The sequence below is a fragment of the Longirhabdus pacifica genome (assembly GCF_004115085.1).
GTDB classification, from domain to species: Bacteria; Bacillota; Bacilli; order Paenibacillales; family DSM-105158; genus Longirhabdus; species Longirhabdus pacifica.
In genome coordinates, this window is the sequence record NZ_QXJP01000011.1 from 79377 (window position 1) to 101681 (window position 22305).

22 protein-coding genes and 1 tRNA gene are annotated in these 22305 nt (G+C 36.2%); 2 read left to right on the forward strand and 21 right to left on the reverse strand.

What is annotated here, in order from left to right; all coding sequences use genetic code 11:
• Positions 1-15: 15 nt before the first annotated feature.
• The 14 genes from D1Z92_RS10250 to rpsF form a co-directional block, all read right to left on the reverse strand.
• Positions 16-1293, reverse strand: a complete 1278-nt coding sequence (locus tag D1Z92_RS10250) for a YycH family regulatory protein (RefSeq protein ID WP_128895576.1) — start codon at positions 1291-1293, stop codon at positions 16-18.
• Positions 1290-3101, reverse strand: a complete 1812-nt coding sequence (locus tag D1Z92_RS10255; protein WP_128895577.1) for an ATP-binding protein — start codon at positions 3099-3101, stop codon at positions 1290-1292. Before D1Z92_RS10255 ends, D1Z92_RS10250 begins: the two co-directional genes overlap by 4 nt.
• A complete protein-coding gene (gene yycF, locus D1Z92_RS10260) occupies positions 3098-3814 on the reverse strand; it encodes a response regulator YycF (RefSeq protein WP_128895578.1) in 717 nt (238 codons plus the stop codon). The genes D1Z92_RS10255 and yycF overlap by 4 nt, the downstream gene beginning before the upstream one ends.
• 188 nt (positions 3815-4002) lie before the next feature.
• On the reverse strand, positions 4003-4797 hold the full coding sequence (locus D1Z92_RS10265) for a hypothetical protein (RefSeq protein WP_128895579.1): 795 nt from the start codon (positions 4795-4797) through the stop codon (positions 4003-4005).
• Positions 4798-4988: 191 nt separating this feature from the next.
• Positions 4989-6515, reverse strand: coding sequence for a M23 family metallopeptidase (locus D1Z92_RS10270; protein WP_128895580.1), 1527 nt, complete (start codon positions 6513-6515; stop codon positions 4989-4991).
• A gap of 143 nt (positions 6516-6658) precedes the next feature.
• Complete coding sequence (locus D1Z92_RS10275) at positions 6659-7270, reverse strand: hypothetical protein (protein WP_128895581.1); 612 nt, start codon at positions 7268-7270, stop codon at positions 6659-6661.
• A 333-nt stretch (positions 7271-7603) separates the two neighbouring features.
• Positions 7604-8890: an adenylosuccinate synthase gene (locus D1Z92_RS10280; protein WP_128895582.1), complete on the reverse strand. Its 1287-nt coding sequence runs from the start codon at positions 8888-8890 to the stop codon at positions 7604-7606.
• Positions 8891-9046: 156 nt separating this feature from the next.
• Positions 9047-10405 (reverse strand): replicative DNA helicase, encoded by a 1359-nt coding sequence (gene dnaB / locus D1Z92_RS10285; RefSeq protein WP_128895583.1) that lies wholly within the window; start codon positions 10403-10405, stop codon positions 9047-9049.
• 36 nt (positions 10406-10441) lie between these two features.
• Positions 10442-10888: a 50S ribosomal protein L9 gene (gene rplI, locus D1Z92_RS10290; protein WP_128895584.1), complete on the reverse strand. Its 447-nt coding sequence runs from the start codon at positions 10886-10888 to the stop codon at positions 10442-10444.
• Positions 10885-12849, reverse strand: a complete 1965-nt coding sequence (locus D1Z92_RS10295) for a DHH family phosphoesterase (protein ID WP_128895585.1) — start codon at positions 12847-12849, stop codon at positions 10885-10887. The genes rplI and D1Z92_RS10295 overlap by 4 nt, the downstream gene beginning before the upstream one ends.
• Positions 12850-12881: 32 nt before the next feature.
• Positions 12882-13787 carry a DUF2232 domain-containing protein gene (locus tag D1Z92_RS10300; RefSeq protein ID WP_276318875.1) on the reverse strand — a complete coding sequence of 302 codons (906 nt, stop codon included), beginning with the start codon at positions 13785-13787 and terminating at the stop codon, positions 12882-12884.
• A gap of 612 nt (positions 13788-14399) precedes the next feature.
• Positions 14400-14669, reverse strand: a complete 270-nt coding sequence (gene rpsR / locus D1Z92_RS10305) for a 30S ribosomal protein S18 (protein WP_128895587.1) — start codon at positions 14667-14669, stop codon at positions 14400-14402.
• A gap of 30 nt (positions 14670-14699) precedes the next feature.
• Entirely contained in the window at positions 14700-15167 is a 468-nt protein-coding gene (locus tag D1Z92_RS10310) for a single-stranded DNA-binding protein (protein ID WP_128895588.1), read from the reverse strand.
• 58 nt (positions 15168-15225) lie between these two features.
• Positions 15226-15516 carry a 30S ribosomal protein S6 gene (gene rpsF, locus D1Z92_RS10315; RefSeq protein WP_128895589.1) on the reverse strand — a complete coding sequence of 97 codons (291 nt, stop codon included), beginning with the start codon at positions 15514-15516 and terminating at the stop codon, positions 15226-15228.
• Positions 15517-16090: 574 nt separating this feature from the next.
• On the opposite strand from rpsF, the gene D1Z92_RS10320 reads away from it, so the two are divergent.
• On the forward strand, positions 16091-16279 hold the full coding sequence (locus D1Z92_RS10320) for a YjzC family protein (protein ID WP_128895590.1): 189 nt from the start codon (positions 16091-16093) through the stop codon (positions 16277-16279).
• A 145-nt stretch (positions 16280-16424) separates the two neighbouring features.
• On the opposite strand, the gene D1Z92_RS10325 is transcribed toward D1Z92_RS10320, so the two are convergent.
• From D1Z92_RS10325 to D1Z92_RS10335, 3 genes are all read right to left on the reverse strand, one after another.
• Positions 16425-16517, reverse strand: a tRNA-Ser gene (locus D1Z92_RS10325).
• Positions 16518-16652: 135 nt separating this feature from the next.
• Positions 16653-16868, reverse strand: a complete 216-nt coding sequence (locus D1Z92_RS10330) for a DUF951 domain-containing protein (protein ID WP_128895591.1) — start codon at positions 16866-16868, stop codon at positions 16653-16655.
• 24 nt (positions 16869-16892) lie between these two features.
• Positions 16893-17138, reverse strand: coding sequence for a putative Se/S carrier protein (locus D1Z92_RS10335; protein WP_128895592.1), 246 nt, complete (start codon positions 17136-17138; stop codon positions 16893-16895).
• A gap of 291 nt (positions 17139-17429) precedes the next feature.
• Here D1Z92_RS10335 and yyaC point away from each other — a divergent pair, with 291 nt between their 5' ends.
• A complete protein-coding gene (gene yyaC / locus D1Z92_RS10340) occupies positions 17430-18056 on the forward strand; it encodes a spore protease YyaC (protein WP_128895593.1) in 627 nt (208 codons plus the stop codon).
• On the opposite strand, the gene D1Z92_RS10345 is transcribed toward yyaC, so the two are convergent.
• From D1Z92_RS10345 to noc, 4 genes are all read right to left on the reverse strand, one after another.
• Positions 18053-19204 (reverse strand): aminotransferase class V-fold PLP-dependent enzyme, encoded by a 1152-nt coding sequence (locus tag D1Z92_RS10345; RefSeq protein WP_128895594.1) that lies wholly within the window; start codon positions 19202-19204, stop codon positions 18053-18055. The genes yyaC and D1Z92_RS10345 overlap by 4 nt on opposite strands.
• A gap of 196 nt (positions 19205-19400) precedes the next feature.
• Entirely contained in the window at positions 19401-20264 is an 864-nt protein-coding gene (locus D1Z92_RS10350; RefSeq protein WP_128895595.1) for a ParB/RepB/Spo0J family partition protein, read from the reverse strand.
• Positions 20257-21018 (reverse strand): ParA family protein, encoded by a 762-nt coding sequence (locus D1Z92_RS10355; RefSeq protein WP_128895596.1) that lies wholly within the window; start codon positions 21016-21018, stop codon positions 20257-20259. Before D1Z92_RS10355 ends, D1Z92_RS10350 begins: the two co-directional genes overlap by 8 nt.
• 309 nt (positions 21019-21327) lie before the next feature.
• Positions 21328-22152 carry a nucleoid occlusion protein gene (gene noc / locus D1Z92_RS10360; RefSeq protein WP_128895597.1) on the reverse strand — a complete coding sequence of 275 codons (825 nt, stop codon included), beginning with the start codon at positions 22150-22152 and terminating at the stop codon, positions 21328-21330.
• Between the last annotated feature and the right edge of the window lie 153 nt (positions 22153-22305).

The window sequence follows — 22305 nt, forward strand, 5'->3', positions numbered from 1 at the left end:
TTGGTCATTACTCCCTTATTCTATAAAATCGAATGTACCGTCTTCTTTTTCCACTGCCCATCTTGGAATGAATGTAACATTCTCTGTTTCTCTCACTACTTCGTAAGCTGGGAACACGGTCACAATTGGTTCGCTATAGTCATTAATGAGTGCTGTAAGTTCTTCCCCACCAGAGAGCATATATTTGCTTCTAGATATTTCTTCATCCCATTCAAGCATCGATCTCTCATAACTTGTCACTACGTTTTCTTCCATTTGCACTTGTACTAAACCAAAAATACTTTCCTCTGTTTGAATGATAGGTAATGTATTGTAATAAGATACGAAGCGAAACATTTCTTCCGTTTGTTCTGGGAAACGATATAAACGGTACGTACCATTCCATCCACCATGTTGATTTACAAACTTGATCGCTGTTGCTAGATTAGCGTATGCTGTGGATGATTGTTGGGTGGGTGCTACAGGATTAGTGAAACTCATCCAGTTCCCGTTTTCGTCGATTTGTAACCCTCTTTTTCCGTCAGTATAAATTTGCGAACCGTCTGTTTGTGGAAAGCTTCGACTCGTACTAGGATCAACAAACAAACTATTAATAAATGACTCCGCTGTATATTCGTTTACGCTCATTGTAATCTCTGCTGAAGGTATTTCTTTTTCAGGCAAGTAAAAGGCCCCATGTATCGTATCTACGCTTGTGTAATTGACCTGCTCATTTAAATATTGACCAAAGGTTAAATACTGTTCTATATCATCCAGTAAAAAATCAGCGTTAATAGATTGATATACATTGTTACTAGCTGCGAAGAAATAGACGTTGACCTCGTCATTACCTTCGTTGCTGCCAATCCATATGCTTTTTATTTTTTCCGATTGTAGTGTATAGTTGTTTTCCAACTGCATCATATTTTGCAAAATAGGAACCGGAACGAGTTGTTCAAACTTAATTTCGACACCTCTACTACTACGCTGTAACGCAAGTAACGCTTCCGCTTCCAGTGAAACCAGCTGAAAACTTTCAAATTTACGTTTACTAATTTTATCATAAAAGATTTTTTCATAAAATGCATGATCAGGATTAAGCACCGTTTGCTTATTTTCACCAAAATGTAGAACCAATGATGTAGGAAAGAAGAATGCTGATTCTTCTTTTTTTGACCCTTGTAATTCATTTTCCACATAAGTAGCAAAATGAATCGGACTAAATTTGGGCTGAGAATACGCAAGTAAGTAACTTTGCCATAAGCTAGTGACAATAAGAAGAAAAAGCAATACTGATTTTATTTTTTCTTTCATACGTTATGTTCCCCCCGTTCAACAACAGGTAAGGTAAACGTAACTGTTGTACCTTCTTGTAACTTGGATTGTATGGAAATGTCTCCTCCATGCTCTTTCACTATTTCCCGGGCAATGGATAAGCCTAATCCCGTTCCTCCCATATTCCTTGATCTCGCTTTGTCTACACGGTAGAAACGTTCGAAGATATGGTCTAGATCTTCTTGAGGAATACCAATGCCAGAATCCTGTACTTTGATTTCAATCTGTTTACTATCCAAATGCTTACCCACTAAATAAATGCGACCATACTCCAACGTATATTTAATCGCATTGGAAACTAGATTGTCCAACACTTGATCAATTAAATCTCTATTAATAAAGACTTCAGCAATACCGTCTTCTACTTCCCACGTAATGTGAATATGTTTTTGTTTCGCTTGAAATGAAAATCGATCTGCTACTTCTTCCAGCATCAGTTCCATAGATACAAACTCTTTATTGGCGGTCGTTTGTCTCGAATCTAAACGAGACAACTGCAATAAATCATTCACAATTCTAATCATGCGATCGGACTCATTTCTCGTAACGCCGATAAATTTTAATGCTAGCTTCTCGTCGTGAACAGCGCCTTCTTCTAACGCTTCTAAGTAACTTTTTATCGTTGTTAATGGTGTTCTTAGTTCATGTGATACGTTAGCAACAAAATCTTTCCGCAATTGCTCTAATTGTTCTTGTTGTGTGACGTCTTGCAACACAATTATCGTATCTTTTTTTCTGCTATCTTTATGATAGATGGAAGTGAACGTCACTCTTACTTTCACATTTTTTTGCTCTGTATGCTCTAGCTCTATAACGTTGTACGTATTATGTTGTGTGCTTTTCATTTGTTCATATGGAATAGATAAGTAATGTGATATTTTTTTTCCTATTATATCTTGCTCTAGCACTTGCAGCATGTCACTTGCTTTATGATTAATTAATATAATGTTTCCTTGGTCGTCAATCGCAATGACCCCATCACTCATATTGATCAAGATAGAGGCTAGCTTGTTTTTTTCTTCTTGTATGGAAGATAGCGCTTCTTGCAATCGATTGGTCATATAATTGAACGTCATCGCCAAGTTAGCTATTTCATCATTTCCTGCTACAGCCACATTTTGATTGTAATTTCCTTCTGCAATTTGCGTGGCTCGCTTCGTAATATCTTTGATCGGTGTCGTGATGGTATTGGATAAAATAACACCTAAAAAAGCAGTAAGTACTAAAGCAATAATCGTTCCTGCAAGAAAAATTTGCTTCACTCTATCGATAGTAGCAAACATTTCTTCCATCGAAGCCATAATATACACAGCTCCTATCGTTTCACTTTTATATTTTACGGGGAGCGCGAGTGCGCTTTTCCTCACTTGAAAGGCATCAATGACTTGACGAGCGTTATTTTCTATACCTTGCAACGCTCTACTTACATCCGAGTCCGTGCTCTTTTTCCCTATATCTTGTTTTTGAAACGATGAGCTTAACACTACACCATGTCGATCTATGACTTGGATTTCTGCTCCCATGATTTGTTGAAATTGGTTGACGACATCTTTCAACTCATTAAAATTGTTATCTTCTTCTTCCTCTAACGCTTGCAAATAAGGGCTAACATATTCTGCTAATAAATTTGCGTTCAGCTGCAAGTCATCAGAGAAGCTTTTATATAATGAATCTTCCATCGTACGAACAAAATAGACACCAATTACTTGCATTGCAATCGTAATGAGCAATACGTAAATAATAATTAGCTTCATTTGCATCGTTTGATAAAAGTGAACCCGCTTCATTTTGTTCCTCCAGTATTAGGGTTATACATCATATAACCTAATCCTCTCCGTGTCATGATATAAGTTGGATGACTTGGATCATCTTCAATTTTTTCTCTTATTCTTCTAATGGTCACATCGACCGTTCTGACGTCTCCCATGTAGTCATATCCCCATACGGTTTGCAGCAGGTGTTCTCTCGTCATCACTCTACCTGCATTTTTAATCATATACTGCAACAGTTCAAACTCCCGATGGGTTAGGTCAAGTTGCATGTCATTTTTATATGCGATATACATTTCATTATCAATCACAATATCTTTGTAAGATAATAGGCTCTTTTGGTTTGCTTGTTCTTGATCTTCTTCCGATTTTCGTTGTCTTCTTAGATGTGCTTTCACTCTAGCTAATATTTCTCTCGTGCTAAATGGTTTGGTAACATAGTCATCTGCTCCGATTTCTAAACCTACCACTTTATCTACTTCAGAGTCTTTCGCTGATAACATAATAATCGGTGTATTTAAACGCATCCTAATTTCGCGGCACACGTCGATGCCATTTTTTACAGGCAACATCAGGTCCAATAAAATAAGGTCTGGTAATTGTTCATATGCAAGTTTAACCGCTTCTCCACCATCAAAGGCGCAAGCTACTTCGTACCCTTCTTTTTCAAGGTTGTATTTCAATATATCAGCAATAGGCTGTTCATCATCGACAACTAATATTTTAGACACAACAAACACTCCTCTTCACTCTCAGTGTACCACTCTATTCTATCATATTCATAAAAGTCTCTCTTGCATAGAAACAGCCTTTCTTCGGTATTACCCGAAAAAAGGCTGAGATGACTTTACTAATGAAAATTATTATTTGATTTTATATTCGTTGTCGGTTATATGTTGTCGGTGCATGAAGAAGTTATTTAGTTGTTTTCTACTTTTACTTTTAGTTGTTCTAGTTGTTCTTTAAGTGCTTGTTGTTCCTCAGATAGATCCGTATTGAATAGTGACTCAATTAATGCAGCACGTTCAGCTTTTGCTTGTTCTTTATCTTCTTCACCATCATATTGGTCTTTAAGTGCTTCTAATGCAGTAACAATTTCCTCTTGCGCAGTAGTAAGCTCCGTTTCTAGAAATTGCTTGATTAGCTGTTTATGCTGACCGTCTTTTCCAGGTTTGTGTTCGGATTTTAATGCTTGTAACTGTGCTACTAATGCTTGTTGTTCTTCTGATAATTCAGTTTCTAAAAAGCTGTCCAGAAGTTCTTTGCTTTCACTCTTCCATTCTTTTATTGCTTCTTTAAGCTCTTCTAATTCAGCTTTCATACTACTCAGGGTTTCTTCATCTAATCCATCTGCTATTGCTTGTTTCAAAGCTTCTCGCTTCTCTTTCACAATGGATCGTTGCGTCTCTAATTGTGTATACATATCATCTATGTTATCTTTTATGCCTTGTTGATCTGCCGTTAATTCTGTTGACAGCAATTCATCTATGATGTTTTTTGCTTCGCCATTATGCTTATTATGCTTGCCATGGTTTTTGGCACGGTCTTTACCACGATCCTTACCCTTATCTTTACCATGATCTTTGTTGGATACCTCTTGATTCACCTGCTGATCACTGTCTAATGTGGAAGCGTCTGCAAATGCCGCAGGGCTGCTAACCACCCCACCAATAATCGCTGCTGCTGTTAACATACTCATCACTTTCTTTTTCATTTTATCATCTCCTATCATTTTGTTTTGTTGTTGTTACAATGCTTATTATGAACAATAAATTCGGACAATTCGTAGATAAGTGATGTGAAAATGATGTGAAATACAGATTTTTATTTTTATAAAAAAAGAACAGCCCGTAGACTGTTCTTTTGATCATGTGTATTTCATGCTATTTATCTTCTTCTGGATCATTAATTTAAATAACTAGAAGGATTTTGATTTGTGCCATTGACTTTCACTTCAAAATGCAAGTGAACACCTGTAGAATTTCCTGTAGTCCCCATAATGCCAAGTACGGTTCCTTTTTCTACATTAGTTCCTGCGGATACATTTAATTGACTTAAGTGAGCGTATAACGTTTGATAACCGTTGTTATGATTAATTACCACATAATTGCCGTATCCAGCGTGGTATTCTGACGTCACAACCGTTCCACTATCTGCTGCATAAATATTTTTATCTGACGATGTCATATCTAACCCTTTATGCATGGATCCCCAGCGATGTCCATAATAACTTGTGATGTTTGGGGAAGATACTGGCCATGAGAACATTCCTGATCCTATTCCTGGGATCACCTTGGTTCCCTTTCTTACTATTTTTGCAACGGGTTCAAGCACTTGCTCTTCATTTACAACCGTTTCTGAAGACAGCTGGTTATTGACATAGGTTAACTCAAAAGTCATCACTTTCATCCCTTCTTGCCCTTGCTGGATGATTTCGGTCTGGCCTTTAAGCAGCTCTTCATCTTCTTCGTAAATGGTATCGTAATGAACCGATGCAATTTCATTTTCTGTTTTTACTGTTTTGACAGATATTTTAGGTTTTCTAATTGTGAGATCTAGTTGATCACCAATTTGTAACTTATCATCCTGTATCCATTCATTATTATCATAAATGACAGAACGAGGTATATCATGGTCCGTAGCAATACAAGAGATACAATCACCTTGCTGCACTTCGTATACAACAGGCGTTACATCGCCAGTTTGGATAGATTCAAATAGCTCTTCAGGATCAGCATAGGATGAATCTGACCATTCCTCTAAAGGAACCGAAACTTGTTCCACATCCACATCTTCTATGATTTCTACACTATCTAAAGAAATAAATTTTTGTCCTACTAATTCTTCACTGTTTGTATCTTCTATACTTAACAAAACGGATTCTATATTTTCAACAGATGCTTGCTTTTCCACATCGGAAGTATATTCTTGTTCCAGTCGCTCTAATATTTGCTCTGCTTCTTGCTGGTTCTTCAACATAGCGATGGCTTCTCCATCAACAACCAATTCATACCCCTCAATGTTGTATGAAAGTAAAGCATCTAATTCACTGAGAACCATATCATCTTCTGCTTCTAATTTAAAACCTTCCTGCATTTCAAACTCAATTTCTTCATCGTTAAACGCTATCGTGTAATCTTCATACTGCTTTTCTATGTCTTGTTTTCTACCTTCTACATATGCTTCGACTTTCTCTGGGTCACTAAGTGCACCTACATACTCTCCATTAAAATATGTATGGTAAACGGATTGTACATTCGCACTGACGTAGCTATACCCACCATACGCGACAGCAAATAATACACACATTGTCAAAACTACTAGCGATAAACGAACTCGATATACTTTGATCCATTCCATAACTTTTCGGCTATTATTGTCTTTATCTTGATTGAATGATTCCAAGTTTTCTTTTCTCTTAAAAAAATTCATATGATACCCCTCAATTATAGAATTTTCCTCTAATAGGGTAACATACTATCCAATTAAGTTCAAATTTTGTTTTGGACGAACACCATCATAAGGTAGGAAAAAGCCACAAAAACTGCTGTTTAGTTTACGAAAGCGTTACGATTCTAATATATGTTTAACATTTCCGATATAGTACTCACTTCTTCTTCTGATAAGTATTGAGAAATGGTGTTTATAATTTCTATACTTTCTTCTTCGGTGATTCCACCTTCCATCATTTCTGAAAATTGAAGTAATTGTTCTTGCGGCAACTTGGAAATTAATAATGTAAAGATTTGCGTCTTTTCCTCATCACTTAGCGAATCTTTTGTACTTTCTAATTGTTCGGCAGAAAACAATAGAGTATCCTCTTCCCCTTCTAGCTCAGACTGTGGCGGCTGATTTTGAAAAACTGGAACTGCTGCTTCATTTAATATTTCTTCATCTATGCTATTATATTCTGCATCATCATTTTGTTTTGCTTCTTCTTGATTGCTATCTCCTACTTCCAACAGGTCTAAGTTCTTACTTATTCCTGTTGCATTTCCTCCTACTATGTTCATATATTGAGACATTAAGTGAGAAAAGCTCACCGTCATTTCATTTGTCATAAATTGTTGAATAGACCGTTCCACTACCGTATTAATCATTAACCATGTCGTAGATAATGATATACTTACGGCTAAGCAGATTGAAAATGTAAACTGTAGTATGTACCAAAACCAAACTTTTTTCAAATGAATACCTCCTCTATGTAAGTTGAATGAATTTTGTAATTTTTTCAACCAACTTATACCACCATGCATAAGATGATGAGATCTCTACACTACCATTTGCGCGTGGCTACCGAGGCGTAAACTTGTGTATTCCATCACTTCTTCATCTTATATAGTTAAATGATGATCTTTAACTAGTATGGACGAGGTTGATGTTAATATATTCCTGTAAACATAAAATAAATCCTAACGATTTGTTCGTTAGGATTTACATAGCTACAATGTATTACATTTTAAAGTGTATAGAGTTTGATCTTCTTTATCTTTTTTACGATAAATAATCTTCCTCGTCATTTATGCATATATAGGTCGAATCAAGTTCGTTTGTTGTCTGTTTGGACCTACGGAGAAGATAGAAATAGGAATACCCGTTAACTGAGAAATACGCTCAATATATGCTCTTGCATTAGCAGGCAAGTCACTTAACGATGTTACTCCTGTTATGTCTTCTTTCCACCCTGGCATTTCTTCATACACTGCTTCGCATTGACTCAATACGTTTAAGTCTGCTGGATAATACTCAATAAGCTCATCATTGTATTTATATGCCGTACATATTTTTACGGTATCAAGACCAGTAAGCACATCGATTGAATTTAAGCTTAAACCTGTAATACCACTCACTCGACGAGCATGCCTTACTACAACAGTATCAAACCAACCTACTCGACGCGGTCTACCCGTCGTTGTGCCATATTCTTTTCCTTTTTCTCTAATCCAATTACCAAGCTCATCATGAAGCTCCGTTGGGAACGGGCCGTCACCAACACGAGAAGTGTACGCTTTTGCTACGCCTACAACATGATGTATTTTGGTCGGTCCTACTCCAGATCCGATGCAGACTCCACCGGCACTCGGATTCGATGACGTCACAAATGGATACGTACCATGATCGATATCTAACATGCCACCTTGTGCGCCCTCAAATAACACCCTTTTTCCATCATCAATGGAATCATTAAGGATAACAGAAGTATCTGTAACGTAGTGTTTTATTTTTTCACCATAACTTAAATACGTTTGAATCATCTCTTCAATATTTAAAGGCTTTTCACCATGCACTTGCTCTAACAAATTATTTTTTTCTGATGCGATAAAAGTGAGTTTTTCTTTTAACACTTTTGCATCCAACAAATCCGCTATACGAATTCCGTTTCTCGCTGCTTTATCCATATAACATGGACCGATGCCTTTACCTGTTGTGCCTATTTTGTTATCGCCTTTTCGCGACTCTTCCAGACGATCCAGTAAAATATGATAAGGCATAATCACATGCGCTCGATTACTAATTTTTAGATTGTCGACAGAAAAACCATTTTCAATAATATAATCTATTTCATCTAAAAGTGCTTTAGGGTCAATGACCATTCCATTTCCCAGCACGCATACTTTATTTGAATAGAAAATGCCAGAAGGAATTAGATGTAATTTATACTTTTTATCATCTATGATTATCGTATGCCCAGCATTGTTTCCACCCTGATATCTGGCAACAACTTCTGCTGACTCAGCCAAATAATCAGTTATTTTACCTTTTCCTTCGTCTCCCCATTGTGTACCTACAACCACTACAGTTGACATTTTCATACCTCCATTTGGTGTTTAACTGCACCTTATAATTTGCCTACGTCTCTCCAAGCTATCGTTGGCTCAGACCTCCTTAGTTTATCAAGGGACATTTAAAAAGTCAAACAAAAAACGAACAATTATATTGGTCAACATATAATTGTTCGTTTTTTATGACGATATTGGTGTTTGTTCCTCATGTGCTCGATCATAATTGACAAATTTATTATAATTCTTTAAAAATACCAATTCAACCGTACCCACTGGACCATTACGCTGCTTGGCCAATATAATTTCGATAATATTTTTTTTCTCTGATTCTTGATTGTAATAATCATCACGATACAAAAAGGATACAATGTCCGCATCCTGCTCAATCGAACCTGATTCCCTTAGATCCGACATCATCGGCCTTTTGTCTTGCCTTTGCTCTACGCTACGACTTAACTGTGACAGTGCAATCACAGGTACTTCTAGCTCTCTGGCAATTTGTTTCAACGTTCTCGATATTTCTGAAACTTCTTGTTGCCGGTTATCACTTTTTCCTCGACCGTGTATTAACTGTAAATAGTCAATGACAATCATATCTAAACCTTTTTCTTTCTTCAAACGTCGACATTTAGAGCGAATTTCTGCAACGGTAATTCCAGGTGAATCATCGATGTAAATTTCCGCTTCGGCCAGTGTTCCAATCGCCATGGTCATCTTTTCCCAGTCTTCTGCTTCCAGTTGTCCTGTTCGTAGTCTATTGGCGTCAACATTGGCTTCCGCACATAACATACGCTGCACTAGCTGTGAGGCTGACATCTCTAAACTGAAGATCGCCACCCCTTTTTTTGCACGTGCTCCGACATTTTGTGCAATATTAAGTGCAAAAGCCGTTTTTCCTACCGATGGTCTTGCCGCAACAATAATGAGATCACTAGGCTGGAAACCAGAGGTCATCCGATCGAGATCCGTAAATCCAGAAGGAATGCCTGTTGTTGTCCCTTTATATTGATATAAGAACTCCACTCTTTCAAAAACATCCATCAGCACGTCTTTAATTTGCACGAAACCAGATGAAGTTCTACGACTGGATATTTCCATAATGCGTTGTTCCGCCTCATTAAGAAGCTGACTCACATCTTCGGCATTTGCATACCCTTCTGATACGATTTGTGTAGCGGTACGTATTAATTTTCTAGTCAACGATTTTTCTTCGACAATTGCTGCATAATGTTCAATATTAGCAGCCGTCGGCACTGTAGAAGCAAGTTGAGTTAAGTACGTCACACCACCGATTTCTTCCATTAAATTTTTGGCTTGTAATCGGGTTGTTATCGTTACAAGGTCAACGGGCTGTTGCTCTTCTCCTAACTCAATCATCGCTTCATATATATATTGATGAGAAGTCTGGTAAAAGTCTTCTACTCTTAATTTTTCCATTGCCGTTACTAGTGCATTACTCTCTAAAAATATAGCCCCCAGTACTGCCTGTTCTGCTTCTATATTTTGTGGAGGAATACGGTCAAATAACATTTCACTCATTTGCATGTACCTCTTTTTTTAACCCATGCAATGCGGTCATTTTTCTTCCACCACTTGCACTTTTAGTTGTGCACTAACTCCTGGGTAACATTTTATTTTTACATTACTTACTCCTAATGTACGGATAGGTGTTGGTAATTCTATTTTTCTCTTCTCAATGGTTACCTTTTGTTTTGCAAGTTCTTGCGCAATTTGTTTATTTGTAATAGATCCAAATAATCTTCCGCCTTCACCCGCTTTGGAATGAATGACTAACGTTAGTTCCTCCAATTGCTTTGCAAACTGCTTTGCTTCTTCAAGTTCTTGTTCTTTTCTTTTATCATTTGCTTGTTTTTGCTGATCTAGTTGTTTTACATTCCCGTCTGTTGCTACTTTAGCTAGTCCTTGCGGAAATAAGAAATTACGAGCGTATCCTTCAGAGACGTTTTTGACTTCCCCTTTTTTGCCCTGCCCTTTTACATCTTTCATTAAAATAACTTTCATGTCAGTAACCCCTCTTCTCTTAGTTTTGTTTCTATTACCGATTTCAACTGTTCCATGATCTCCTCTACGGTGCCTTCCATTTGGGTGGCGGCATTCGTTAGATGGCCACCACCACCTAATTGCTCCATAATAACTTGGACGTTAATTTCACCCAAAGACCTTGCACTTACTCCAACCAAACCGTCTCCCCGTTCATAAATGACAAACGATGCCATAATGTTGTTCATGTTAAGCAATGTATCTGCTACTTTTGCTGCAGTAAGTTGGGCGTGCTCCTGCCCTGGCGTCGTCGTCGCTATGGCAACGTGTTCGAGCAATATTTCTGCATTTTTAATCACTTCTGCTTTTTGTACGTACTCTTGTAAATCTTCTTTTAGCATACGGTGTACAACCGTGGAATCTGCACCTTGCCTTCTTAAAAAGGCGGCTGCCTCAAATGTTCTAAACCCTGTTCTTAATGCAAAACTTTTCGTATCTACAATAATACCACCTAGCATGGCATTCGCTTCCAAGTCACTTAATCTCAACTTCTCATCGAAATATTGCAGGAGTTCCGTCACCAATTCACAAGCAGAAGATGCGTAAGGCTCGGTATAAATAAGGACAGCGTCATTCATAAACTCCGCACCACGGCGATGATGATCAATGACTACAATATGTTCTGCCTCTTCCACTAATTTTGGTTCTGCAACCATAGATAATTTATGTGTATCTACTACAACCGCTAACGTACCCTGTGTCATGATTTGCATGGCTTCATCTGGTGTAATGATCCACTTAAATATATCTTCTTCTTTCTTAAGTTCATCCATTAATCGCGCTATGGACTCATTGACATGCTCTATCACGATGTAACCTTCTTTGTTGCACAGTTTAACGGCTCTTAAAATACCAATGGCAGCTCCTACGGAATCCATGTCTGGAAAACGATGTCCCATAATAATTACATTTTCACTTTCATGGATGAGGTTTCTTAATGCATGAGATATAACACGCGCTCTTACTCTCGTTCGTTTCTCTATCGCATTAGATTTGCCGCCGAAGAAAGATAGTTGTTGATCTATTTTAACTGCCACTTGGTCCCCGCCTCGACCCAGTGCAATATCTAAACTTGCTTGTGCTACTTTGCCTAGTTCTGTTAAATTATCATCTCCAGCCGCAATACCAATACTTAATGTGACCGGTAGTTTGTAATCTTGTGTTAATTCCCTCGCATCATCCAACACAGAAAAGCGATCTTCTTGAAGGTTTACTAACGCTTCATGTACTAAGATGATTAAATATTTATCAGCGGCAATACGACGAATATACATTTTATGTTCATTAGCCCAATGCGTAATCAGTCCCGCTAACTTTGCACTAATAATACTGCGCTCTTCATCATTCATGCCTTGGGATACTTCATCTATATTGTCTAATTGAATGATACCAATAGCTAATTTTTCATTTTCGTAACGCTTTAATAGCTGCGTATAATCATCTCTATCTATTATATACATACATCGTTCTTCGAGCTTCATTTCAACTTGATAATACCGTTGATTAGAAAACTGAAGTTGTATAGGTTCTTTCCACTCTGTTGTTTGTTCTAATTCTGGAATTAAAGCATGTAAAGACTGATTCAACAAATGATCTTCGTTAAAAATTTGTTTTACAAAAGGGTTATGCCATTCCACTTCCCATTTGTCATTAAATAAAATGACACCTATTGGCATATGATCAAATACTTCATTGCCTGCTTTTTTTATTCGATGAGATAAAGTTAAAATATAATCTTCTATCTGTTCATTGAACTTCACTTCTTTTAGATACGAATAATAAATAATGGTTGCCCCTAAAATGAGAACAACAATGCCAATCATCCAATCTATATAAATGAACAATGAACTAATGAGCAGAATAAAAACGCTAACAGCTATGTTGTAATTATCACGCCAACGGGTTTTGAAATATTTAGGCATGTAATACGCTCCTCATACAAATGAAATTCGTTTCATTTCTTTAATTGCTTTCGAATTGGAAAAGCAGTGTCTAAAAGTCCTACAAGGCTTATGATCATGATAATAAGAGGGAATATCAACATCACACATAATACCAAAAAAGGAATGACCTTAGCCCATCTTTTGTTTCTCGCAATAAACATGAAGAACGAAATAGCCTGGATAGAAAATGTAATCATCGCCAAGCTCATGATGTTAAGTAAAAAATAAGACAGTTGATTATTGTCAGTAGAAGAAAATAAATAGATCACATAAAATAAAAAGTACCAGAGTACAAACGATCTTGGCAACATCCACTCACGAACAGGCTTTAATTCGTAATATGGCATTCCTATCTTTTTTAAAATTTGTTTCGCTATCGCATGAACCAGTGTAATCATTGTGACAGCATATAAAACAACAAACAGCGGTATAAGTTGTGCAATCATAGAAGCATACATACTAACCATTTCAGGTGAAAGCATACCCATAAATTGCTCAGGTAAAGCCTCCATCATATTCTCATTGAAAAACTGTTCTATTTCTTGCGCAATGCTAATGCCGGATAAAAATAAAATGTATATACCGACCATGACCTCAGCGATGAGTACAATGACACCTGACACGATAGCAGGGAAAGCTTTTTCATGTTTATGATACATCCTCCCCATGACTAACACAGGAAGTAATACAGTTAGAGATATATACAAACTTAATATGTCTGAAAAAATAAAAGCTAACAACAACACACTCACTATATAATACGTCAAGAAGGAGCGTATATTATTATTCAATCTTAATATTAGTAATGGAATCATAGGAATAAATAAAATCAATGTAGTGTAAGAAAAAAACATACATATGATAAATACTATACTCCATACCAAAGAGCTTTTTACTCTTGGATGCAACGCATTCACCTCTTACTTCGACTAATTGTTTATGATATCTGGATACCTCATGATTATAACATATATGCACATTATTATGCTGATCACATGTATGATCTATTCTTACAACAAGCCTTAGTGCTACTATCTACATGAATATGTAACTTTCGTCATGTATTGCAATGTAGATGTTATATATAAGAAGGAGAAATGATGGAATACAAGTTTACGACTCAGTTGCCAGCCGTAAAGGTATGGTGTTGATATTTCTCCTTCTTATGATTAGCAGTAATAAGTTATTGAACAAGTTCAATCAACTTATATATAAGATGAGAAATGATGGAATACAAGTTTACGACTCAGTTGCCAGCCGTATAGGTGTGGTGTTGATATTTCTCCTTCTTATGATTAGCAGTAATAAGTTATTGAACAAGTTCAATCAACTTATATATAAGATGAGAAATGATGGAATACAAGTTTACGACTCAGTTGCCAGCCGTATAGGTGTGGTGTTGATATTTCTCCTTCTTATGATTAGCAGTAATAAGTTATTGAACAAGTTCAATCAACTTATATTCATATAAACAAAAAAATATAAGCAGCTAGGTAAAATACCAGACTGCTTATATTTTTATCTATCCATTACTCAGATGAGTATGGTAATAAAGCTACTTGACGAGCTCTTTTAATCGCTTTAGTTAATTGACGCTGATATTTTGCACTAGTTCCCGTTACACGACGAGGAAGAATTTTACCACGCTCGCTTACGAATTTTTTCAGCAAATCAATGTTTTTGTAATCGATGTATTCGATTTTGTTTACTGTGAAAAAGCAAACCTTACGGCGCTTACCACGTCTACGTCCATTGAATCTTCTTTCTCTGGACTCATTATTTCTTTCTTGAGCTGACATTCGATCTTCATTCCTTTCTATATTAGATTATCAAAATGGTAAATCATCATCTGAAATGTCTATAGGCTTACCGTCATCTGAAAAAGGATTGCTTTGATTTTGATTCGCGTTAAAAGAAGATCTCTCCGCTGGTGGTTCTCCAAAAGGATCCATGTTGTTATTGTTTTGCGGTTTCGCTGTGCTTGATTCTAAGAATCGAACGTTGTCTGCAACAACTTCTGTTACATACACTCTTCGCCCTTCATTATTGTCATAATGACGAACTTGCAAGCGACCTTCAACAGCAACAAGTCTGCCTTTACCCAAATAATTTGCACATGTTTCAGCCAATTGTCTCCATGTTACAACTGGTATAAAATCAGCCTCTTTTTCCCCTTGCTGATTTTTATATGGGCGATCAATGGCTAGTGTAAATTGTGTAACAGCTACTCCAGACGGTGTATACCGTAATTCTGGATCTTTAGTTAGTCTTCCTATTAAAATAACACGATTCAACAATTACATCCCCTCCAAATCATCGATAGACGTTGATCTAACGATGGCTCAGTAATTTATCCTATGATGCAACATCATTAATGATTAAGTGACGAATAACATCGTCTGAAATTCGCATTACACGATCTAATTCGTTTACGATTTCAGTCGTACCTGTAAAGAAAACGTTAGTGTAGATACCGTCTTTGATCTTATCAATTTCATAAGCTAGACGACGTTTTCCAATCAAGTCATGTTTTTCAATCGTTCCATTACCATCTTCGATAATTTTCCGGAATCTCTCGACCGTTGTATCCACCTTTTCTTGTTCAAGATCAGGCATCATAATGTACATTAACTCGTATTTACGCATCTAATTCACCTCCCTTTGGACTAACGGCTATCATGAGTATGATAGCAAGGAGCCAACTTGCTCACATTCAATTACTATACCAAACTTTATAGGCAATAGCAAGAACCATATTGAACAATTTATATGTGATGATTTTTTGCAATACTTTTGTTAAAAGCTATTTAAATTAGAGGAATGGAATATAAAGAAGTTACAGAAGTTACGCCCATTAAGAACATGTAGCTCTGCGCTATACAAGGCTACAACAGCTTACATACATATATTTTTATGTATTTGAAAAACTATATATAAGTTGAATGAATTTGTTCAACTTATTACCGCTAATCATAAGATGGAGAAATTTCAAGATGAGAACCTTTACGGCTGGCTACTGAGACGTAAACTTATATCCCGTGATTTCTCCATCTTATAGATAAGTTGAATGAACTTGTTGTTCAAACAACTTATTACCGCTAAGCATAAGATAAAGAAATTTCTACATCAACCTTTACGTCTGGCTACTGAGACGTAAACTTGTGCATCGTTATTTCTTATTCTTATATCTTTATGAAAATGAAAGGAAGTGATCCTGTACATGGGTGAAAAAACGGAATTTGAGCCAGGCGATAAAGTCCCCAACGACGGAAGATATATCGAAATTGGAGAAAAAGCGTTTCATATGGGTATAACGGATCCCAAAATGACTTTTTTGCAAAAAGGAGATGCTTTCCCGGAGACCACCAATCACAATCGAAAGTGGAAGCGAAAACAAAGAGAAAATTAATATTGGTGTTGCTTACATGAAGATAAAATCTTAAATAAGAAATGATTAGCTTATGATGAGGAATGGAATGGGTGATAACCAGGTGGATACTATTGTCCATCTGGTAGCATTGATCACATGAATGCATGATAAATAAGTCAACATGTGGCGGAAAGGGTGGGATTTGAACCCACGCACGCTCTCACGAACGCCTAACTGATTTCGAGTCAGCCCCCTTAAGCCTCTTGGGTACCTTTCCAAATTTGCAACAAAAAATATTTTAGCATAGGAAGTGAATGAGAGCAATGGAGGGCACAGATGTTATATCATAAAACAACAAACCCTAAGTACCTCAGCCCTTAACATGTTAAGCTGATTATAGTAGCATGAAATATTATTCCTCATTTTCTTCTGGGGTAGCAGCATGTAATACTTTTTTCATTTTCTTTTCAAATTTTGATCTAGGGATAAGTACACTGTGACCGCAACCTACACATTTTATACGTATATCCATACCCATACGTATAATTTTCATTTCATTACTTCCGCATGGATGACCTTTCTTCATTTGCACAACATCATGTAATCCATATTTTTTTTCATTTGTCATCGCTTATCATCTCCTTCTACTCTATTATGTCAACGGTCTGTATGTATCGTTATCTTGGAGAAATAACCCTCTTATTTGTACGTTTTCATCTACTAAAATTCGTTTTACTTCATCTATATCTACTTCTTGGAAAGCGATAGAAAGTGCACAACCAGCTGTTATTTCTTTGGGTGTCGGCAATGTATCAATCTCAACATCTTCATTTTCCAGCACCATTTCAGCCAGTAATGCCTGCTGCGTCGAGTCAAATGCAATAATAATATTAAACATGGTTACCACCCTTATTAAATGATAACTATAGTGTAACGATGTTCTATAATTTTATCCACTAAATAAGTAGTATTTTAACATGCTACAGTTCACACAGTGAAGAAAACGATATGCAGCTTGTTTGCTGTGTTTATATGTTTTTATATTTGGCTGTTTTACGTAAACTTCAACACAAGTTTACTTTATTACTATTTAATATGTTGTCATTCGTATATTTCATAGAATAATTCCATATACTATAAAAGACTATTCAATGTTTCTTTATATACATAATAATATTGGAGGGTTAATATGGATTTATCTTTATTTCGTTTGCCATCTAAAAAGGAAATAGAACCTTTTAAAATAGATCATTCCTTACCAAAAACGATCGAAGAAGTAGAAAAAAGAATGTTGTCTCATCTATTAAATGTGACTTTATCTAAAGAAATTATTATGGTTTGCATTGGTTCTGATCGATCTACAGGAGACTGCCTTGGACCACTTGTAGGGAGTCAATTAAAGTCAATTTCATCATCTGTTCCTGTCTATGGAACTCTAGAAGATCCCATCCATGCCGTAAATTTAGAAGACAAACTAAATATGATTCATCAACAACATCCACACTCTTATATTATCGCTATTGATGCATGTTTAGGTCAAATATCTAGTATCGGTCATATTATTATTGGACAAGGGCCAATTAAGCCAGGTGCAGGTGTGAAGAAAAAGTTGCCACCTGTTGGTCATATGCATATAACAGGTGTAGTGAATGTGGCTGGCTTTATGGAAATATTCGTATTGCAAAATACAAGATTACACCTCGTCATCAACATTGCTAACGTCATTTCTGAGTCGCTAATAAGAGTGATTCATCAGCTCAAACGTTCGACACCATCATATACTTCAGAGATATTAGATCATGAAACTCAAACCTAATAAGCATGACTTATTTCTTTTACCGCTCTGATGAGTGATTCTACTTCTTCTTCAGTTGTACAATATCCAACACTTGCTCTAATGGCTCCGTTATCTATACTTCCTGCTGTTTCATGTGCAAGGGGTGAACAATGATATCCCGATCTTACTGCGATGCTATAATGTTGATCTAAAATAAATGCTACTTCTGATGCATCCATCCCCTCCATTTGAAACGCAACAACCCCGGTGCGTTTTTCATCTATGCTCGGTCCTAGCAACGAAACCCCTTTTATTTTATTTAATTCCCTCATCATCTCTTCCGTCAATTTCCACTCGTGATCGTATATATGTTGTATTGATTTTTTTTGTACATATAAAACACCTTCATTCCAACCTGCTATACCCGGTGTATTGGCGGTACCCGATTCATAACGATCAGGACGTACCGTTGGCTGGTGAATCAATTCCGATTGACTCCCTGTCCCACCATACAAAATAGGCTCTAAATCTATCAAATTATGAACGTATAATCCCCCTGTTCCTTGCGGCCCTAATAATGACTTATGACCGGGAAAGGCTAATAAATGGATGTTCATATCCACCACATCAATAGGTAAAACCCCTATCGTCTGAGCTGCATCTACTAAAAATACAATCCCTTTTTCTTTGGCTAGCGCACCTATTTCTTTTATAGGTGATATCGTTCCTAATAAGTTGGAGCTATGACTACATATAATTAATGCAGTTTTACTGTTGATGGCTTCTTTTATTTTTTGTACGTCTACATGTCCTTGTTTATCTCCTTGAACATAAGTGACGGATACATCTTTTTGCTGCTTCAAATGCTCAAGCGGTCTTCTTACGGAATTATGCTCGACCGTCGTACAAACAACATGATCTTGTTCTTTTACAAAGCCTAAGATAGCTAGGTTTAATGCTTCTGTTGTGTTTTTAGTAAATACAATGTCGTTTGGATTTCTAATGTGACATAGCTTCGCAATGTTACTTCTAGTTTGGAACAGTTTTCTGCTTGCCTGTACAGCTAATTGATGACTTCCTCTTCCTGGGTTTGCTCCATACGTTGTTACTGCTTCGACCATCGCATCTACTACTCCAGCAGGTTTAGGCCAAGATGAAGCCGCATGATCCAAATAAATAACGCTCATACTTCCTTATCCTTTCTATGTTTACATGCTTAAAATAATAGTAGTACATCGATCTTTATATATCATCATTTCCTCTTTGAATAAAAATGAAACGCCCATCATAAATGGCAATGCAAACTAACTTCACCATCATAGGGCGTTCATATTTTTTCCTGCGTATTTTAAATATGTTCATTCTTCATTTCAAAGTTTGAAATTAATCCACACTAATTTGTAGTATTTCCAAAAGGCGCTCCAAATCATCTTGAGAGTAGTAAGAAAATTCAATTACACCTTTGGTGTTTTGATGTTTCACTTTCACCGCAGTCTGAAATTTATTTCTCAACTCATGCTCTATACTATGAATAAATGGATCTTGTTTCTCTTCTGTTTTAGCCGCTTTTTTCTTTGTTTTTTGTTTCTTAGTGGACATGTTTTGTATTGCTTCTTCTAACTCTCTAACACTCCAACGATTTCTAATAATTAAGTTAGTTAGCTTCGTTTTTGTTGCACTATCACTTACTCCTGCAAGTGCTCTAGCATGTCCCATAGAAATTGTTCCACGTGAAACATGGTGCTTTATTTCGTCTGGAAGTTGTAATAACCTCAAAAAATTAGCGACGTGAGAACGCGACTTCCCTACTTTTGTAGATAATTCTTCCTGTGTCAAGGAAAATTGGTCCATCATCAGTTGATAAGCTTGGGCGATTTCCAACGAATTTAAATCTTCACGCTGAATATTCTCTATCAATGCAATTTCTGTAACTTGTTGATCATTAAAGTTTCTTACTACTGCAGGTATCGTTGCGAGATTACAAGCTTGTGCAGCTCTCCATCTTCTCTCCCCTGCAATAATTTCGTGCCCTTTCAATACAGATCTAACGATAATAGGCTGTAATACACCATGCTCTTTTATAGAAGATGCTAATTCATTTATCGCTTCATCTTTAAATGTTTTCCTTGGTTGAAAAGGGTTCGGTCTTAATTGAGTTAGTGGTATTTCAACAATATTATCATCTTCATTTACACTTAAAGTAGAAATTAATGCATCCAATCCTTTGCCGAGTCCTTTGTTACTCATCGGCTATCACTTCCTTTGCCAAATCCATATATACTAGTGCTCCTCTACTTTTGGGGTCATATGTTACAATCGTTTGACCATGACTGGGAGCCTCACTTAATCTCACATTTCGTGGTATTATCGTTTGATACACTTTGTGCTGAAAATATTTTTTCACTTCTTCAATGACTTGTATTCCCAAATTCGTACGCGCATCCAACATTGTTAACAAAACACCTTCTACTTGCAAAGCTGTATTGAGATGCTTTTGTACTAATCTAATCGTATTCAACAACTGACTTAAACCTTCGAGCGCATAATATTCACATTGAATAGGAATAATAACAGAGTCTGAAGCAGTTAATGAATTAATCGTTAAAATCCCTAAAGAAGGTGGGCAATCTATTAAAATATAATCATATTTATCTTTTATTTGCGATAAAGATTTTTTCAGTCTGACTTCTCTAGATATAGTAGGTACTAATTCAATTTCTGCTCCCGCTAATTGTATCGTTGCAGGTATAATTTTTAAATTGTCTAATTCAGTATCCACAATGGTATCGATTGGATCTACATCATTAATAATGACATCGTATATACATTGATCAACGTCCGCTTTATTAATGCCTACACCACTTGTTGTATTACCCTGTGGATCTATATCTACCAGAAGAACTTTTTTGCCTAGTGAAGCCAATGAAGCACCTAAGTTAACCGACGTCGTTGTTTTTCCTACTCCGCCCTTCTGATTAGCTATTGCTACAATTTTCGACAAACTAAACACCTCAAAATTCATATTGTTATGACCCATCACCCAGTAGTAGTTAACTTGAGGTGGGTTTAAAAATTGGGATCTCATTCAGGTAAAATAGCGGCTAATGCTAAATCTTCCATACCATCGTTACATACAAATTTGCTTGTTTGAAGTAGAAGCAAATGGCGATGTTCTGCTCAATTATAGATATCTATAAACGCTAGCTACTTATAATGAAAGAATGAATTTTTTCATTTCTCTCTATTTAATTTGCTTATTGTTCAAGCAATCTGACTATATTGTTTATTTTAACATACTCTATTACTATAATCATTTCTGTTTCTCAATTTTTATCGTTATTTCGTAATGTTCACCCATATCTTTTTCATTTGTTTTTACATTCATTCCCGAACTTGAAATCATATCAATAGATTGACGAATTGTATTCACAGCTAAACGAACATCTTTTGAGAAAGAAATCCTTTTACTCTTTTTGTTTTCATTAACTTGGTTGTAAAACTTAATTCTCATTTCCGTTTGCTTCACATTCAATTCTTTTTCAATTATTTCGCTTAATACTTTATTTTGCAGTTCTTCTGTTTGTAATGATAATAAAGCTCTAGCATGTCTTTCCGTAATTTTCCTCTGCAACAATGCTTCTTTTACTACATCAGATAAATGCAATAAGCGAAGTTTATTAGCAATAGTAGATTGGCTCTTTCCCAGACGTTGCGCTAAACTTTCTTGCGTTAAATGATGTAATTCTATTAATTTATGATATGCATTTGCTTCTTCTATGGAAGTTAAATTTTCTCTTTGCAAATTTTCGATTAGTGCAATAGAAGCTGCTTGTGTATCGTTAAATTGCTTTATAATCGCTGGGATGGTTACCATTTCTAACTTTTGTACTGCACGAAACCTTCTCTCCCCAGCAATAATTTCATACATGTCTCCGTTTTGCTGTATACGTACAATAATAGGCTGTATAACTCCGTGCGTTTTTATCGTTTGACATAACTCATCAATACGTTCATCATCAAAAATAGTACGCGGTTGGTAAGGACTTGGGACAATTTTATCTAGTGGAAGTTCTTTTACTTCTTCAACTTCTTCCCTATCGTTTAAACCAAATATTTTTGAGAAATGTTCTTTCATCTTTTGACCACCTATCCATATCAATCCATTATTTTTGCAATGAAAATTTTTACATTGTAATGCTTATATTCTATCATTAGTATGAACTACTTTAATGACTTGATGATTAAGACGTTATTCATGATGTATACATCTTATTAAACTTACCACTTT